Below are 16,113 nucleotides of genomic sequence, written 5' to 3' on the forward strand. Positions count from 1 at the left end.
GCCCCGCGCGGCCCCCGCGCCCCCCCGCCGCCCCCCCCCCCGCCCCCCCCCACCCCCCCCCCCCCCCCCCCCCCCCCCCCCCCCCCCCCCCCCCCCCCCCCCCCCCCCCCCCCCCCCCCCCCGCTCCTACAGGGGGCCGCGCTCCCCTTCAAAAACAATTAAAGGCAATCTGCCATCAGTCATTGCGCTGTCATCTTTCTGTCGTATTTTTCGAAGACCACCCAGGGCCGGGGATACCAGCAGTGATCAGGCGTTCTCTCTCTTCCGCAGGGCTGCTGCCACTGCTGCTGTCGATGCTTTGCGTACTCACCCTGACCTTTTTGTGGGGCCTGCACATCAACCAGAAGGCCGCCTCGCGCCAGGATGCGTTGTCGGCAAAAGCCGCCGAACATCTGAACCTTGCCAGCATCGTCGGGGAAAACCTGCGCCAGCTGGTGGACCGCGCCCAAGCCGTCGGGCGGGTGACCCAGGACGACATGAAGCGCCTGCGCCAAGGCAACCTGAGCCTGGCCCGGCTGCTGGCCGAAGACCCGGTGTTCAAGCGCATGAGCCTGTACGACCACAACGGGCGGCTGCTCTCGTCCAGCCACAACGACGAACCCGAGCAACTGCCCCAGGCCTGGCTCGAGCAGCTGAAAACCCATGTCTCGCACTACGGTTTCAAGGCCTTCCTGCCGCGCACCACGCCCCCCGCCAGCCGCTCTGCCCTGCCCAACTGGCGCTTGCCGTTCCTGCTGCCGCTGACTGACCTGCCGGGCCGGGAAATCGACAACATCCTGGTGGTGCAACTGGATATCGGCTACCTGGCGGTGCTGTTCCAGCACATCGACCTGGGCAAGACCGGCCTGGTACGCCTGCTCCAGGACGATGGCCAGGAGCGCCTGCGCATCGACACCAGCGGCGTGGTGGTGGCCGGCGAAACCCTGGTACCCGGCCTGCCGGGCACCGGTGACGACAGCGGCCAGCTCACCCAGTACAGCCTCGAAGGCGCCTACCAGAGCCTGTACCGCCGGGTGCCCGAACGGGGTTTCAGCGTGGTGGTGAGCCAGCGCCACGACGAAATCCTCGCCCCCTCGGCGCTCACCGTCAGCCGCCAGCTGTGGCTGAACGTCGTCATGACCCTGCTGATTCTCGCCAGCCTCACCTGGGGCCTGCGCCTGCTGCACAAGCGCCAGGAGGCGTTCGGCGAACTGGAGCGCGCCCAGCAGGTCAACCAGCAACTGATCGACCGCCTGGAAGACGAGCACCGGCGCAGCAGCCACGCCGCCGCCACCGATCACTTGAGCGGCCTGCACAACCGCCGCCAGTTCGTCGAGGTAGCCGCCCAGGCGCTGACCCAGCAACGCGGCAAGCGCCGGCTGATGGCGATCCTGTTCATCGACATGGACCGTTTCAAGTCGATCAACGACTCCCTCGGGCACAAGGTCGGCGACCTGTTGCTGCAAGCCGTGGCCGGGCGCATCCAACGCCTGCTCGAACCCGGCGACGAAGCCTCGCGCTTTGGCGGCGACGAATTCGTGGTGCTGCTGGCAGGCGAGCGCAGCGAAGAGCAGATAGACGCCTGGGTACGGGCGCTGGTCGACAAGCTCTCGGCCACCTACGCCCTCGACGGCCAGGAGGTCAACACCAGCCCCAGCGTGGGCGTGAGCATCTGCCCGCGCGATGGCCAGGACATCGACACGCTGATCCGCTGCGCCGACGCCGCCATGTACTCGGCCAAGCAGGCCGGGCGTGCGCAGTACCGCTTCTTCGACCCGTCGCTGAACCTGTCCGACATCCAGGCCTTTACCCTCGAACAAGCCTTCGGCAGCGCCCTGGCCGAGCGCCAGTTCGTGCTCCACTACCAACCGCAGATTCGCCTGGATACCCTGCAGGTGCTGGGCTACGAAGCCCTGGTGCGCTGGCAGCACCCTGAATTCGGCCTGCTCTACCCCGACCGCTTCATCGGCATGGCCGAGCGCAGCGGTTTTATCGTCGACCTGGGCTGGGAGGTGCTGCGCCTGGCCTGCGAAGAGCTGGCCCGCTGGGATGCCCGAGAGCAGGATGCGCGCCTGGCGGTGAACGTATCTGCCCTGCAGCTGCGCCAGCCAGACTTCAGCGCCCGCCTGTTGGCCGAGCTTGAGTACTACGGCATCCGCGCCAGCCGCCTGGAGCTGGAAATCACCGAAACCACGGTGCTCGAGCCCGAGGGCACGGCGGTTGAACACCTGTACCGCCTGCGCGCGGCCGGCATCGGCATCAGCCTGGACGACTTCGGCCGCGGCTATGCAGGCTTCGCCCACCTGCAATCACTGCCGCTGTCCAAGCTTAAAATCGACCGGGCGCTGATCGCTCCGCTGTCCAACAGCTACGACGACAGCCCCATCGTGTCCTCGACCATCATCCTGGCCAAGCGTCTGGGCCTTGAGGTGGTCGCCGAAGGCGTCGAAACCCGCGAGCAGGTGGTGTGCCTGAAGCTCGCCGGCTGCGACATCGCCCAGGGTTACCACTTCAGCCGGCCGCTGTCGCCGGCGCAGTTGCACGACTACCCGCCTTTCAACGGCACCGAGGAGAAGGCATGCGTGTACTGAAAACACTGGGCGCCGTGGCACTGGCGCAACTGCTGGCCGGCTACGCGCAGGCCAACTGCACGCCCCACGCCCTGCGCCTGGCGGTGATCCCGATCAAAAGCGTGGAAGACATGACCCGCGAGCACCAGCCACTGCTGGCGCGCCTGGGCAAGGCCGCCGGGGTGCCGGTGGAACTGGTGGTCAGCGGCTCCTACGAAAGCGTGGTGGATGCGATCGTTTCCGGCGGTGCCGACATCGCCCGGCTGGGCCCAGCGTCGTACATCCTTGCCCACCGCCGCGACCGGCGTATCGAGCCGTTCGCCACCTTCACCCTCAGCGGCGGCACCTACACGCCGGCCGGCAACCACTACCAGGCGCTGCTGCTGACTCGCTCTGGTGGCCCCGCCAGTACCGACGCATTGCGCGGCACCCGGGTGGCACTCAGTGACCCGGCCAGCACCTCGGGCAGCCTGGTACCCAGCGTCGAATTTGCCGCGCTGGTGGGCACGCCGCTGCCGAGCTATTTCGGTTCGCTGGTGTATGCCGGCAACCATGACAAAGCCATGGAAGCGCTGCTCGAAGGCCGGGTGGATGCCGCGTTCGTCGCCAGCGAGCAGGCCGATGCCTACCTGGCAAGCCACAGCGTCGATCCCAAGCGCCTGCAGGTGCTGTGGCGTTCCGAGCCGATCTACTACGACCCCTACGTGTTCAGTGCCAGCCTGTGCCCGGCGTTGAAGAACAAACTGCGCAAGGCCATGCTCGAAGACCCCAAGGCCCTCGCGGGGTTTGTCGCCTCCCAGGAAGCCACCGGGCTGGTGCCGGTGGGGCACAAGGAATATGCGGGGTTGGAGAAGATGATGGAGGCGTCATTGCAGCCGTGAGCTTCTGCAGATTTGTGCGGCCCGTGTGGGAGCAACTGTCTTGCTCAATTTCTAAAGCTGGGCACCGCGTCGTCTTCTTCGCGGTGGTCCGGCACTCCGGTAAACCCGCTCCCACAGGACCGCACGAGGCGCGAAACAGGCGCCGTACCTGTGGGAGCGGCTTTAGCCGCGAACACCGGCGCAGCCGGTGCCAGGCACTGCGTCGTTTGCTTCGCGGTGGTCCGGCACTCCGGTAAACCCGCTCCCACAGGGACCGCGGCAGTAGCCAGATCGCGGAATTCAGCGCCCCTTGGCAACCTGCCACAACCGCGCCACATCCGCCGCCCGCGCCTTCAGCAACCCCTCGGCCCCGGCACAGGCCTGCTCCAGGCTCATCGGCCCGCTGGCCAGGGCAAACGCGGCATCGATGCCATGGGCATACAGCTGCTCGTAGCCGGCCCCCAGGGTGCCAGCCAGCACCACCACCGGCACGCCGTGACGCTTGGCCACCCGCGCCACCCCAAGCGGGGTCTTGCCGCGCAGGGTCTGGGCATCAAAGCGCCCTTCCCCGGTGATCACCAGGTCCGCGCCCTGTACCAGCGCATCCAGCCCGGCCAGCTCAGCCACCACCTCTACACCCGGGCGAAACCGCGCGCCCATGAACGCCTTGGCCGCAAAGCCCATGCCGCCGGCCGCACCGCTGCCCGGCTCGTCACGTACATCCTTGCCCAGCAGTTGCGCGCAATGGTCGGCAAAATGGCCCAGGGCCTGGTCCAGCAGTTGCACCTGCTCGGGGCTTGCGCCCTTCTGCGGGCCGAAGATCGCCGAGGCGCCGTTAGGGCCGCACAGCGGGTTGTCGACATCGGCCGCCACCTCCACCTGCACCTCGGCCAGGCGCGGGTCGAGGTCGCTGGCATCGATGCGCGCCAGTTGCGCCAGCGCCAGGCCACCCTCTGCCAACGGCTGCCCGGCGGCATCCAACAGGCGCAGGCCAAGGGCGCGCAGCATGCCGCTGCCACCGTCGTTGGTGGCACTGCCACCGATGGCCAGGACGATACGTTTGGCACCGGCCGCCAGCGCCGAGGCAATCAGCTCGCCAGTGCCCCAGGTGCTGCTGCGGCAGGCATCGCGCTGCTGGCTGGGCAGCAGTTGAATGCCGCTGGCCTGGGCCATCTCGATCACCGCCGTGCGGCTGTCGGCCAACCAGCCCCAGCTGGCCTCGACGCTGTCGCCCAACGGCCCGCGCACGGCCTGCCGGCGCTGTTCGCCGTGGCTGGCCGCGACGATCGCCTCCATGGTGCCCTCGCCACCGTCGGCCATCGGGCACTGCACCAACTCGGCACCTGGCCACACCTCGGCCAGGCCGTCGGCAATGGCACGGGCGACGCCAGCGGCGTCGAGACTGTCCTTGAACGAGTCGGGGGCAATGACGATTTTCATGGGATTCTCCTGTCCTGATGCCTGCATGCTGACAGGTGCGCAAACCCTGCGCTTTGGCCAGATGCACAAAACAGGAGCAGGCTTGTTTGGGCGTTTCCAACAAGCCTGCCCTCCCCTGGGCGCTACAAGGTCTTGAGGTACTCAAGCAGCGCCAGCCGGCGGCCCTCGTCCAGTGCGCCGACGCCATAGTCATGGCCGTCATTGCTGTTGCCCCGCACCTGGGTGTCGAACTTGAACAGGTTGCCCTCGCCCTCGGTGGTGACGAAGCCGACATGCTTGGGGTCGAACTCATTGCTACCGGTGTAGAACACCTTCATCCGCTGCTGGGGCGCCAGCAACAGTTCGTACAAGCTGGCGACCGAGCCGTTGTGCAGGTAGGGCGCCGTGGCCCAGATGCCGGTCAGTGGCCGTGCCTTGTAGGCCAGGGTCGGCTGGGTGAAGGCTGCCTTGTAGCAGTCGATTTGCCGCAGATCGCGCTCATCCTCAACCCGCATCAGCTGGCGGTTACGAAAACCGGGCACGCGCTCGGGCTTGACCGGAATGCCAACGAAGCCACCGGCAACCAGCTCAGCCACATCGTGGCGCTGGCCCAGCAAGGTTTGCTTGGCGGTCACCGTCAGCATGTTGGCGACTTTGTCGTAGGGTTGCACAACCTGCTTCGGCTGGTGCTTGGGCGTTGCCACCGTCATGCCCGCCAACACCCCGGAAGACGATGCGTACTGGAAGGCGTTGCAGGCCATGCCCGGGTCTGTGCCGATCAACTGCGGGTTGTTGTCCAGCGCATCGGCGGAGCCGATGGTGACCATGTGCGCCTTGATCGGCGTTTTCAGGTCCGTGCGCTCCAGCTTGGCGTGGCAGCTGCCGCAGTTCAACGCGTCGTACACGCCCTTGCCCTCGGCAACCAGCTCAGGCTTGGGCTCGCCCAGCACATCGTTCGGCCAGCGCGGCGGCTTGAGCGTGCGCAGCGACTCTTCCAGCACCTCCAGGTTCTTGACCTTCACGCTGGAAACGAAGCCTCGCAGCAAGCCTGGGTCCTTGACCGGGATCACGTCGGCGTACACCCCGATCACCTCGCCAACGTTGCGCCCCAGGGCGCCGACGTCGATGCTCTCGCGCCCCAGCAGTTTCAGGCGCTGGTTTTCGACCATGCCATTCCACTGCACCTTGTCGTGCTGCGGCACGTTCCAGAGGAACGGGTAGCTCACCGGTGCATCGGCGGGGTTGGCCTGCGGGTTGGGCGCACCGCTGATCTGGCTGACCTTGTTCAGAATGTGCCCCACCGCATCGAGGCGGCCTGGCCCGTACTTGGCCACATCGCCATTGAGCTCGCTGTTGCGGGCATAAAACGCGTTGAGCTGGGTGAGCGATTGCTTGAGCAACTGGCGATTCTCGGCATTCTCCCGCTCGCCGAGTACCGCCTGGGCAAAGCGCGAGAACTTGGCCGTGTCGGTTTGTGTCTCGCGCATGGCCTGCTGCAGGTCATCGAAAAATGCCTGGAAGTCGGCATTGGTCGGCCCACCCTGGATCACCATGCGCTGCCCGTTGTACTGCACGGTACTGGTGTGGCAGGCCGAGCAGTTCATGCCCAGCCAGAGCTCGCGGTTGCCTTGGTTCTGGTACCAGCGCAAGCGGGTGTAGGACAGGTGGCGATCATCGTTGTCATCGGGCACGAAGCCCATCGGCAGCAGCAATGTGCGCCCCTGGTACTGCGCCTGGTAAGCCGCATAACCGTAACGGGCGATGTTCTGTTCGGTGAGAAAACGGCCTTGCTGGCCGGGCGCCTCCAACGCGTCGGCCCAGGACAGCGGCATATAGCGCGAGCCTTGCGACAGCTGCTGCCAGTTGGCAAGGGTGCGTGCATCCCACCCCTGGTCGAGGTCAACGGCCTGCGCCTGCGCCGTGGTCGCCATGGCAAACAGGCTGCTCAACAGCAGCTTCTTCCTTGAAATCATCATCCCTGCAGCTCCCTTGCTTGACGTGGTCAGCGCACTGTAGCCGAGCGGTTTGCCGGTGCCAGGGTGATGGCATATTAATGCCAGCATTAGCGGATGATAGTGCTAGCAAGAATTGCTTGCGTCTGCCTGTGCAATGCTGTCACGAAGAGAACGAGTATCGCAGATGCACCGTGGCCCCTATGGGAGCAACTGTCTTGTGCTGCCTGAACCGGCCTCATCGCCGGCAAGCCGGCTCCTACAGGATCGCGCGAAGCCCGAACCAAGCGCCGTACCTGTGGGAGCGGCTTTAGCCGCGAAGCAGGCACCGCGGTAGATGGCACCGGCTGTGCCGGTGATCGCCGGCAAGCCGGCTCCTACAGGATCGCGCGATGCCCGAACCAAGCGCCGTACCTGTGGGAGCGGCTTTAGCCGCGAAGCAGGCGCCGCGGTAGATGGCACCGGCTGTGCCGGTGATCGCCGGCAAGCCGGCTCCTACAGGATCGCGCGATGCCCGAACCAAGCGCCGTACCTGTGGGAGCGGCTTTAGCCGCGAAGCAGGCGCCGCGCTAGATGGCACCGGCTTCGCCGGTGTTCGCGGCTGAAGCCGCTCCCACAGAATCTTCGTTAAATCAACGAGTTGTGATTTGTTCCACAGGCGCTGGCTCAGTCCGCCGGCAGCAACTGCAACCCCAGGTACAGGCTCAGCATGCCTTCCATGCGCAGCGGGTCCACCTCGCCCAGCTCGGCAATGCGTTCCAGCCGGTAGCGCAGGCTGTTACGGTGAATCCCCAAGATATCGGCACAGGCCTGGCTCTGCCCGTCATGGGCGCACCAGGCGCGCAGCGTGGCCAGCAACTGGCCGCTGGCGTCCCTGGCGCGGATGCGCAGCAACGGCTCCAGCAGCTCATCCAGGGCGTCGTCGTTACGGTGGCGCCACAGCAGCGCCGGCAGGCGGTAACGCTCCAGGCTCAGCAGGCGCTCGTTGGGCAGCACCTCACGCCCGTAGGCCAGCAAGTCGCGCACCCGGCGGTAGCCACGGCGCAGTTGCTCCAGGCTTTGTGCCGGGCTGCCCAAGGCGAGCCGCTCGACTTCCCAGCCGTGGCGCTGCAGGCGCTCGAACAGCCGCGCTTCGTCCACCGCAGCCACCGCCGGGCGGCACCACAGCAACGACTGGCGCGCAGGGCTGACGCACCAGCTGTCGGGGAAGCGGCTCATCAGCCAGGCCGACAGTGCCTCGGCCGGCGGCCCGGATTTCAGCTCGAACAGGCAAGGCACCCGCGGCAGGTTGGGTTTCAAACCCAGCTGCTGCGCTTCGTCCACCAGCCGTGGCGACTCGCCCGAACCACCCAGCAGCAACGCCAGCAAGTCATCACAGCGCTGGCGCCGCCACTGTTGCTCTACCTGCAGGTGACGTTGGGCCAGCAGCATCTCGGCGGTCATGCGCACCAGTTCGCCGTAGGTGCGCAACTGCTGCGGCTCGCCGGTCAGGCCCAGCACGCCGATCAGCCGGCCATCGAGCATCAGCGGCAGGTTGACCCCCGGCTGCACGCCCTTCAGGCATTTGGCGGCCTCGCCGTCCAGCTCGACGATGCGCCCGTTGGCCAGCACCAGTTGCGCGCCTTCGTGGCGGGTATTGATACGCTCGGCCTCGCCGCTGCCCAGGATCAGCCCCTGGCTGTCCATCACATTCACGTTGCAAGGCAAAATGGCCATCGCCCGGTCGACGATGTCCTGGGCCAGCGCGTGGTCCAGTTCGAACATGCAGGGTTCCTTAAGGTTTGGTCGCCGGCACAGCAGCTTTGAGCCCAGCCTGTGCAAAAGCACAAAGACAGCCGCGCTACACTCCCCGAGACTCGTCAAGGCGAGCGCCGGCTACAGGCGACGCGGCGACAACCATAACAAAAGAGACCCCGATCATGGCACACAGCCCCGCCCCTGACCAAGGCAACGACATCACCCGCAACGCGCTGTACCGGCGCATCACCCTGCGGCTGATTCCGTTCATTTTCATCTGCTACCTGTTCAACTACCTGGACCGCGTCAACGTCGGCTTTGCCAAGCTGCAGATGCTCGACGCCCTGAAATTCAGCGAAACGGTGTACGGCCTCGGCGCCGGCATCTTCTTCATCGGCTACGTGCTGTGCGGCCTGCCCAGCAACCTGGCGCTCAACCGCTTCGGCCCGCGACGCTGGATCGCGGTGATGATGATCGCCTGGGGCAGCCTGTCCACCTGCCTGCTGTTCGTCACCACCCCCACCGAGTTCTACACCTTGCGCCTGCTCACCGGCGCCGCCGAAGCCGGCTTCTTCCCGGGCGTGGTGCTGTACCTCTCGCGCTGGTTCCCGGCCGCGCGGCGTGGCCGCATCATGGCCCTGTTCATGTCGGCGATCCCGGTTTCCGGCCTGCTCGGCGGGCCGTTCTCGGGTTGGATTCTGCAACACTTTGCCGCAGGCCAGGGCGGCCTTGCCGGCTGGCAGTGGATGTTCCTGATCCAGGGCCTGCCCACCGTCGCCCTTGGCGCGCTGGCCGTGGTACTGCTCAGTGACAGCCACCAGAAAGCCACCTGGCTGAGCCCGGCCGAGCGCCAGCTGATCGATGCCGACCTTGCCGCCGACGCTGCCGCCAAACCCGCCACCCGCGGTGATGGCGTGCTCGCCGTGCTGACCAACCCGCTGATCTGGACCTTCGGTTTCGTCTACTTCTGCATCCAGAGCGGCGTGTACGCGATCAACTTCTGGCTGCCGTCGATCATCAAGAACATGGGCTTCGACAACCCGCTGCTGATCGGCTGGCTGAGCGCCATCCCGTACCTGCTGGCCGGGGTGTTCATGATTCTGGTGGGCCGCTCGGCAGACCTGCGCAACGAGCGCCGCTGGCACCTTGTGGTGCCGATGCTGATGGGCGCGCTGGGCCTGGTGATCGCGGTGAACTTCGCAGGCCAACCGGCCATTGCCATCCTCGGCCTGTCCATCGCCACCATGGGCGCCCTCACCGGCCTGCCGATGTTCTGGCCAATGCCGACCGCCCTGCTGAGCGCCGGCACCGCCGTGGCGGGCCTGGCGATCATCAACTCGGTGGGGCAGATGGCCGGCTTCCTCAGCCCGTACCTGGTCGGCTTCATCAAGGACCAGACTGGATCCACCGATGCCGCGCTGTATGCGCTGGCGGTGTTGATCGTGGTCGGTAGCCTGGTGGCGCTGCGCGTCTCGCGCGCCGGCAACAGCGCCCTGGCCCGCGCCAACTGACGCGTCCCCTGTAGGAGCCGGCTTGCCGGCGATAGGGCCCTGGGCGCCAACACAAGGTATTGTGTCGCTCTCAAAGGCCTCATCGCCGGCAAGCCGGCTCCTACAAGGACCGGTGCATGCTGATCGACGAAGAACTCACCCTTAAAAAGCTCGAAACCTTCCTCGCCTTCATGCGCACCGGCAACCTCGGCCGCGCCGCCGCAGAACTTGCCACCAGCGCTGTCAGCGTGCACCGCGCCATCCACTCGCTGGAAAGCGCCCTGCGCTGCCCCTTGTTCAAGCACGAAGGCCGCCAGCTGATCCCGCTGGAAAGCGCCTACGTTCTGGAGAAAAAGGCCCGCCAGCTGATCCAGGACGCCGAACAGATGGTGCGCCACACCCGCGAGGCCGCAGGCTTCTACGCCGAGCGCTTTCGCCTGGGCGCGCTGTATTCGCTCACGGTCAAGACCGTGCCCAAGCTTGTGATGGGCCTGAAGCTGCGGCGCAGCGAGCTGAACATCGACCTTACCCTGGGCTCGAACATCGACCTGCTGCACCGCCTGAAAAACCACGAACTGGACGCCATGCTGGTGTCGCTGGACGAAAGCGTCAGCGACCCGGCCTGCGAGCAACTGGCGCTGTTCTCGGACGATATCTTCCTCGCCGTGCCCACCGATTCCCCCTTCGCCGAACAGGCCGAAGTGGACCTGGCGGACCTCGCCGACTCCACCTTCATCACCCTGACCCAGGGTTTTGCCACCCACCGCGACGGTGCACGGGTGTTCCAGCAGGCCGGGTTCGAGCCCAAGGTGGCCATGCAGGTGAACGATATCTTCACCCTGCTGAGCATGGTCAGCTCGGGGGTGGGCTTTGCCCTGCTGCCGGGGCGCATCGCGGCGGTATACGAGAACCGCGTGCGGTTGATTGCGCTGCAGCCGCGGTATCGGTTGCAGCAGCATATTGGCGTGGTGTTCTTGAAGGCGCGCGAGCGCGAGCCGAACCTGTTGGCGTTGTTGGCCGAGTGCAGGATGTATAGCCGGGAGGTTTGATTGGGCGGTGGCCTGGTCTGGCGCTTCGAGGGGAACTGCTGCACGATGATGGCTTTTGGCTGCCATGGTGGGTAGCCGGCACCAGGGAGTCAGGGGTAGTAATGGGTATTCAGGCTATTTGGTCTTCGAAGCTGGATAACTTTAACGCTGGGCCGAACGGCATAAGATCAGAGCGGTTAAATCTATTCATTGGGCCAAACAACAGCGGCAAGAGCCGATTGCTCAGGGCGCTGTTTTCTTCCGAAAAAAAGGAGCTTCAGGTCGCTGCGGGTAGAACACTCTCTACCATAGCCGCAGAGCTGGGTGACATGCTGGGCTTTTTCGAAAACCATACTGCCATTGGGCCAATAGTATCTGCCGATTTTCTAGGGGCACTTAATAATAAATGTCTGAGCCACTCCTCCAGCGAGGAGCTATTTAATAACCTCCTGAGAGTAATCGACGGCAGAACAAGTATTTATGAAAACCATCATATCAGTCATGACGCCCGGAGTGCCATGCAGAGCTTCAAGTGGCAGATGGAAGATAGAGGACTATCAGATACGGCGCCCCTAACTGTGGGGAAACTGAAATCCACACTCGAGTTTATTTTAAACTCCAAACATCACTACATTCCTATTCTCAGGGGCATGCGTCCTCTTGACGCATCGACTGACGCTTTTCGCAATCGGACATGTAAAGACTATTTCCCCGCTCAAGCTCTCGACATCAAAGAGCTAAACATCATTACAGGCTTCGACCTGTATCAGTTGCTCGTACAATTCCTTCTAGGGCAGCCGCAAGAAAGGCAACTCATTCGGGAGTATGAAACGATTCTTGGCCATGAGTTCTTTGGTGGTGCTGAAATCACATTAATCCCCCAGTACGGCAAAGACACCGTTTCGGTAAAGATCGGCGACGACGACCAGTTCTCCATCTTCGACTTGGGCGACGGCATGCAGCAAGTGATCATCATCACTTCCGCCGCTTTCCTCACCAAGGAACCCGCACGCTTCTTCATCGAGGAACCCGAGCTTTGCCTTCACCCCGGCCTTTTGAGAAAACTGGCGCTTTTCCTGCTCAACCACACCGAACACCAATACTTCGCCACCACCCACTCCAACCACCTGCTCGACCTCGCGGAAATCGACACCCGCGTGACCATTCACAAGGTCTCCAAAATCGGCAGCCAGGCCGACGTGAAGTTCGAGGTGAAGGAGTCGACCAAAGACCGGGAACTGCTAGCCGAATTGGGCGTTTCAGCCTCCTCCGTGTACCTGGCCAACTGCACAGTGTGGGTCGAGGGCATCACCGACAGGCTCTACCTCGGCGTATTCATGAAGCAATACATCGACGAACTGGAAGAGGGAACGCGCAAGACAAAGCTGACCGGCTTGCTGGAGAACTTCCATTACGCCTTCGTCGAGTACCAAGGCGGTACGCTCGGCCACTGGGCATTCGACGACCGGACGGACACCGAACAGCTCAATGCCACGCGGTTGTGCGCCACCGCATTTCTGTTGGCCGATGGCGATATCGTCGGCAAGGGTGACCGTGCCGACTTGCTGCAACAGCAATTGGGCATGCGGCTGCACCTGCTCAAGGGCAAGGAAATCGAAAACCTGCTGCCCCGCAACATCATCATCGAAACGGCCAAGACGCTCTTTGGCAGGAAGAACAAGGCCACCGTTCAAGGGTTGGACCCGGCGCTGCTGGACAAGCTGGAACCTGGCCTTGAGGTCTCACCGCATGGTATCGGCCGTCACCTTGACAATGCCCTTGGCCTCAACGACACCGGCAAAGACGCCCGGCGCGTATTCGCAGAAGACAGCGGCACCATCAAGGACAAGGTCAAGTTCTGCCATGCTGCCATCGAGCAAATGAAAACGCTTGAGTGGAAATTGACCGAACCGCTTCGGGGGCTTTGCGAGCAGATTTTCGAGCATATCCTCAGCAACAATCACCTTTGAGGATTTCATCGCGCAGCCTTTGGTAGATGGACATAGCTAGTTGATCGGTACTGGTTTTTGGCAACTGTGCTGCCTGTACCGGCCTCATCGCCGGCAAGCCGGCTCCTACAGGTACAGCGCAGGCCTTGATCTGACGCGATCCCTGTAGGAGCGGCTTTAGCCGCGAACACCGGCGCAGCCGGTGCCATATGCACCGCAGATTGGCAGCTCCCCTTACCCCACCAACCCCCGCACACAGAAATACAGAATCGAAGGCCCCATCAGGCACCCCAGCCCGGTATGGAAGGTCGCAGTCAACGCGCCATAAGGCACCAAGCGCCGGTCCGTCGCCGCCAGCCCCGCAGTCACCCCGGACACCGTCCCGGCCAAGCCGCCGAACACCATTGCCGAACGCGGGTTGTCCAGGGCCAGCAAGCGCGCCGACACCGGGGTGAACACCATCACCAGGATCGCCTTGATCAACCCGGTGGCAATCGACAGCGCCATCACGTCCGAACTCGCCCCCAGCGCCGCACCGGTCACCGGCCCGACGATATAGGTCACAGCGCCCGCACCGATGGTGGTCATGCTCACCGCATCGCGATAACCGAACGCCCAGGCCACGCAGGCGCCGACAATGAACGGCAGCACCGTGCCCAGCAGCAGCGCCACCGCGCCGATCATGCCGGCCTTGCGCGCCTCGGTGGCCTGCACCTCGAAGGCTGTGGCGACGATGGCGAAATCGCGCAGCATGGCCCCGCCCATCAGGCCGATACCAGAGAACAACGCCATGTCGGCCAGGCCCTTCTGCCCGCCGGTGAGCGTGCCGCCCACCCAGGCCAGCACCAGGCCGATGACGATGGCGATGGCCGAGCCGTGCACCCGGCCGAAAGTCAGGTACTTCGACAGCAGCACCGACAGCCACATGATCCCGCCCACCACCGCAAAAGCAGTGATCAGGCCGTTGTGTTCCAGGGCGTTGTCAATGATCGGCCACATGTCAGCGCCCTCCCGCAGGCACGGCCTGCGCGTTGCTCGGTGGCGGCGCGTCCAGCGCCGGCAGGGGCTCGCCGCGGTGGCTGCGGCTGATCAGCGCGATGGTCAACCCGCACACCAGCACCGCGCCGACGGCGCCCAGCAGTGCCACCGGCCCGCCGTGCAGGGCGGTGACCACGTTCTGCTGGGCGGCCATGGCCACCACCACCGGGATGTACATGGCACCCCAAAAGCCCACGCCGAACTCGCATTCCTTGCTCATGCCGCCGTGGCGGTGCATGTACAGGCGTGCGCAGATCAGCAGGATCATGGCGATGCCCACCCCGCCCACATTGGATTTGACGCCCAGCAGCACGCCCAGGAAGTCGCCGACGATAACGCCGGCAAGCGTGCATACCGCCAGCAGAGCCACACCATAGATGATCATTGTTGTTGTCCTCAGCTTTTGTCGAAGTTGCTTGTTGTTGTTCTTCGAAACGCATTGCTTGGTACCGCAAATACGAGGGTTGCAGGGCCGGCCTTATCGCCGGCAAGCCGGCTCCTACAGAGGGCCTGTTGTGCCGGGTCAATGCCTGCGCTGCACCTCCCGACGCAACAGGGCGTCCACTGTATCGGGCCGGGTGCTTTCCAGGGCCACTACCCTGCCCTGTTCCAGCACCGGGCGGGCCAGGCCGCTGAGCACGCTGCCCGGTGGCAGCTCCACTTGCAGGCGCACACCGCGCTCGAAGGCGGTACGCAGCAGCCCGCGCCAGTCCACCACCCGGGCCATGTTCCAGGCCAGGTCGTCCTTCAATTGCACAGGGTCATGCACTGGCCGCGCGCGGGTGCCGCTCAGCCAGGTGATACGCGGCCGGCGCAATTGCACCGGTTCGAACGCCGCTGCCAGCTGTGCGGCGGCGCCGTCCAGCAGCCTGCAATGGGACGGCACGCTGATCGCCAGCCTGCGGGCCACGCCCCGGCCCTGGGCACGGCGTGCAACCTCGGCCATGGCGCTGTCGCTGCCGGCGATGACGATCTGGTTGTCGCTGTTCAAGTTGGCCACAAAGGCCTCGCCCGGTACCTCGGCCAGCAGTTGCTCGACGCCCGCCAGGTCAAGGCCGCTCAAGGCCGTCATGCCGTAACCCTGCGGGTAGGCACGTTGCATCAGTTCGCCGCGCAGGGCCACCAGGCGCACGGCATCGGCCAAATCCAGGGCATCGGCCACCACCGCAGCCGGGTAGGCGCCGATGGACAAGCCGGCCACATAATCCGGCGCCGGGCTGCGTTGCAGCAGCCAGCGCGCCCAGGCCACACCGGCCAGCAGCAGGCACAGCTGCACGGCGCGGGTGCCCTGCAAGGCATCTGCAGTGTCCAAAGCCAGCACCGCTTCACCCAAGGTATCGCTGGCCTCCTCCAGCAGGCATTCAGCGCCCGCCGGCAAGGTGTGCAGCATGCCCGGCTGCTGCGCGCCCTGGCCCGGGAAGGCGAACAGGCTGCTCATGCTGCGCACTCCAGCGCTGACCACGGGTCGCACACCAGCCGTGCGCCGCTGGCTGACTTGAGCAGTACACGGTTAGCCGGGCCTGCCCATTCGCGCAGGGCGATGGCGCCGGCCGGGGTTTCCAGTTGCAGGTCGATGCGGCATGGCGCGCAGTCGAGGATGTCCAGCAGTTCCTTGGCGGCCTGGCGGGTGAAAGCGGTTGGGGTGCGCAGGAGCAAGTCGAGGTCGCTGCCCGCATGCAACACATCGAGGCCTGTGGCGAGGTGGTAGCCAACGCCTCCGGTGGGGCCCCAGTGCAGGCCGGTGGCGGCCAGTACCGGGGCAATCGATGCCAGAGCGTCAAGCGCCATCGCGGGGCAAGCCCGCTCCCACGCAGCAGTTGCGCTATCAACGTGGGAGCGGGCTTGCCCCGCGATGAGGCCTTCCGGGCTTACCACATGGTCGATATCCACCACCCGCATAAACCCGCCCCAACGCTGCGCCCGCCCCTGCCCGCGCACCCCGACCGCCACCCAGCCATCGCTGCACCGGGCACGGCGCACCACCACCGGCAGGCCGGCAGCCAGCACCTGCACAGCCCACTGCGGCGCATCGTCAGCCAGCATCTGCGGGGTCATCCCCCACAGCAGGTCGTGGGCACGCGGGGCGCTCAT

The 16,113-nt window shown here is 65.0% G+C and carries 12 protein-coding genes; 5 read left to right on the forward strand and 7 right to left on the reverse strand.

Annotated features, from left to right (window positions below):
• The first annotated feature begins 242 nt into the window (after positions 1-242).
• Positions 243-2,570, forward strand: a complete 2,328-nt coding sequence (locus ACI2KK_RS22630; protein ID WP_404670687.1) for an EAL domain-containing protein — start codon at positions 243-245, stop codon at positions 2,568-2,570.
• Complete coding sequence (locus ACI2KK_RS22635) at positions 2,558-3,430, forward strand: phosphate/phosphite/phosphonate ABC transporter substrate-binding protein (RefSeq protein WP_404670688.1); 873 nt, start codon at positions 2,558-2,560, stop codon at positions 3,428-3,430. Before ACI2KK_RS22630 ends, ACI2KK_RS22635 begins: the two co-directional genes overlap by 13 nt.
• 279 nt (positions 3,431-3,709) lie before the next feature.
• Here the strand turns inward: ACI2KK_RS22635 and ACI2KK_RS22640 are convergent, their stop codons facing one another.
• The 3 genes from ACI2KK_RS22640 to ACI2KK_RS22650 all read right to left on the reverse strand — a co-directional run bounded on the left by ACI2KK_RS22640 (position 3,710) and on the right by ACI2KK_RS22650 (position 8,544).
• Positions 3,710-4,849, reverse strand: coding sequence for a glycerate kinase (locus ACI2KK_RS22640; RefSeq protein ID WP_404670689.1), 1,140 nt, complete (start codon positions 4,847-4,849; stop codon positions 3,710-3,712).
• A 122-nt stretch (positions 4,850-4,971) separates the two neighbouring features.
• On the reverse strand, positions 4,972-6,777 hold the full coding sequence (locus tag ACI2KK_RS22645; protein WP_404670690.1) for a di-heme-cytochrome C peroxidase: 1,806 nt from the start codon (positions 6,775-6,777) through the stop codon (positions 4,972-4,974).
• A 669-nt stretch (positions 6,778-7,446) separates the two neighbouring features.
• Complete coding sequence (locus ACI2KK_RS22650; protein WP_404670691.1) at positions 7,447-8,544, reverse strand: sugar diacid recognition domain-containing protein; 1,098 nt, start codon at positions 8,542-8,544, stop codon at positions 7,447-7,449.
• Between the two features lie 155 nt (positions 8,545-8,699).
• On the opposite strand from ACI2KK_RS22650, the gene ACI2KK_RS22655 reads away from it, so the two are divergent.
• From ACI2KK_RS22655 to ACI2KK_RS22665, 3 genes are all read left to right on the forward strand, one after another.
• Positions 8,700-10,028, forward strand: a complete 1,329-nt coding sequence (locus tag ACI2KK_RS22655) for an MFS transporter (RefSeq protein ID WP_404670692.1) — start codon at positions 8,700-8,702, stop codon at positions 10,026-10,028.
• Between the two features lie 116 nt (positions 10,029-10,144).
• Entirely contained in the window at positions 10,145-11,056 is a 912-nt protein-coding gene (locus ACI2KK_RS22660) for a LysR substrate-binding domain-containing protein (RefSeq protein ID WP_217843337.1), read from the forward strand.
• A 101-nt stretch (positions 11,057-11,157) separates the two neighbouring features.
• On the forward strand, positions 11,158-13,005 hold the full coding sequence (locus ACI2KK_RS22665; protein ID WP_404670693.1) for an AAA family ATPase: 1,848 nt from the start codon (positions 11,158-11,160) through the stop codon (positions 13,003-13,005).
• A 213-nt stretch (positions 13,006-13,218) separates the two neighbouring features.
• On the opposite strand, the gene madM is transcribed toward ACI2KK_RS22665, so the two are convergent.
• The 4 genes from madM to ACI2KK_RS22685 all read right to left on the reverse strand — a co-directional run bounded on the left by madM (position 13,219) and on the right by ACI2KK_RS22685 (position 16,113).
• Positions 13,219-13,983: a malonate transporter subunit MadM gene (madM, locus tag ACI2KK_RS22670; protein WP_404670694.1), complete on the reverse strand. Its 765-nt coding sequence runs from the start codon at positions 13,981-13,983 to the stop codon at positions 13,219-13,221.
• A gap of 1 nt (position 13,984) precedes the next feature.
• Positions 13,985-14,407, reverse strand: a complete 423-nt coding sequence (gene madL, locus ACI2KK_RS22675) for a malonate transporter subunit MadL (protein WP_404670695.1) — start codon at positions 14,405-14,407, stop codon at positions 13,985-13,987.
• A 138-nt stretch (positions 14,408-14,545) separates the two neighbouring features.
• A complete protein-coding gene (mdcH, locus tag ACI2KK_RS22680) occupies positions 14,546-15,460 on the reverse strand; it encodes a malonate decarboxylase subunit epsilon (RefSeq protein WP_404670696.1) in 915 nt (304 codons plus the stop codon).
• On the reverse strand, positions 15,457-16,113 hold the full coding sequence (locus ACI2KK_RS22685) for a malonate decarboxylase holo-ACP synthase (protein ID WP_404670697.1): 657 nt from the start codon (positions 16,111-16,113) through the stop codon (positions 15,457-15,459). The genes mdcH and ACI2KK_RS22685 overlap by 4 nt, the downstream gene beginning before the upstream one ends.

The sequence above is a fragment of the Pseudomonas sp. NPDC089406 genome (genome assembly GCF_044900265.1).
Taxonomy (GTDB): Bacteria; Pseudomonadota; Gammaproteobacteria; order Pseudomonadales; family Pseudomonadaceae; genus Aquipseudomonas; species Aquipseudomonas fakonensis.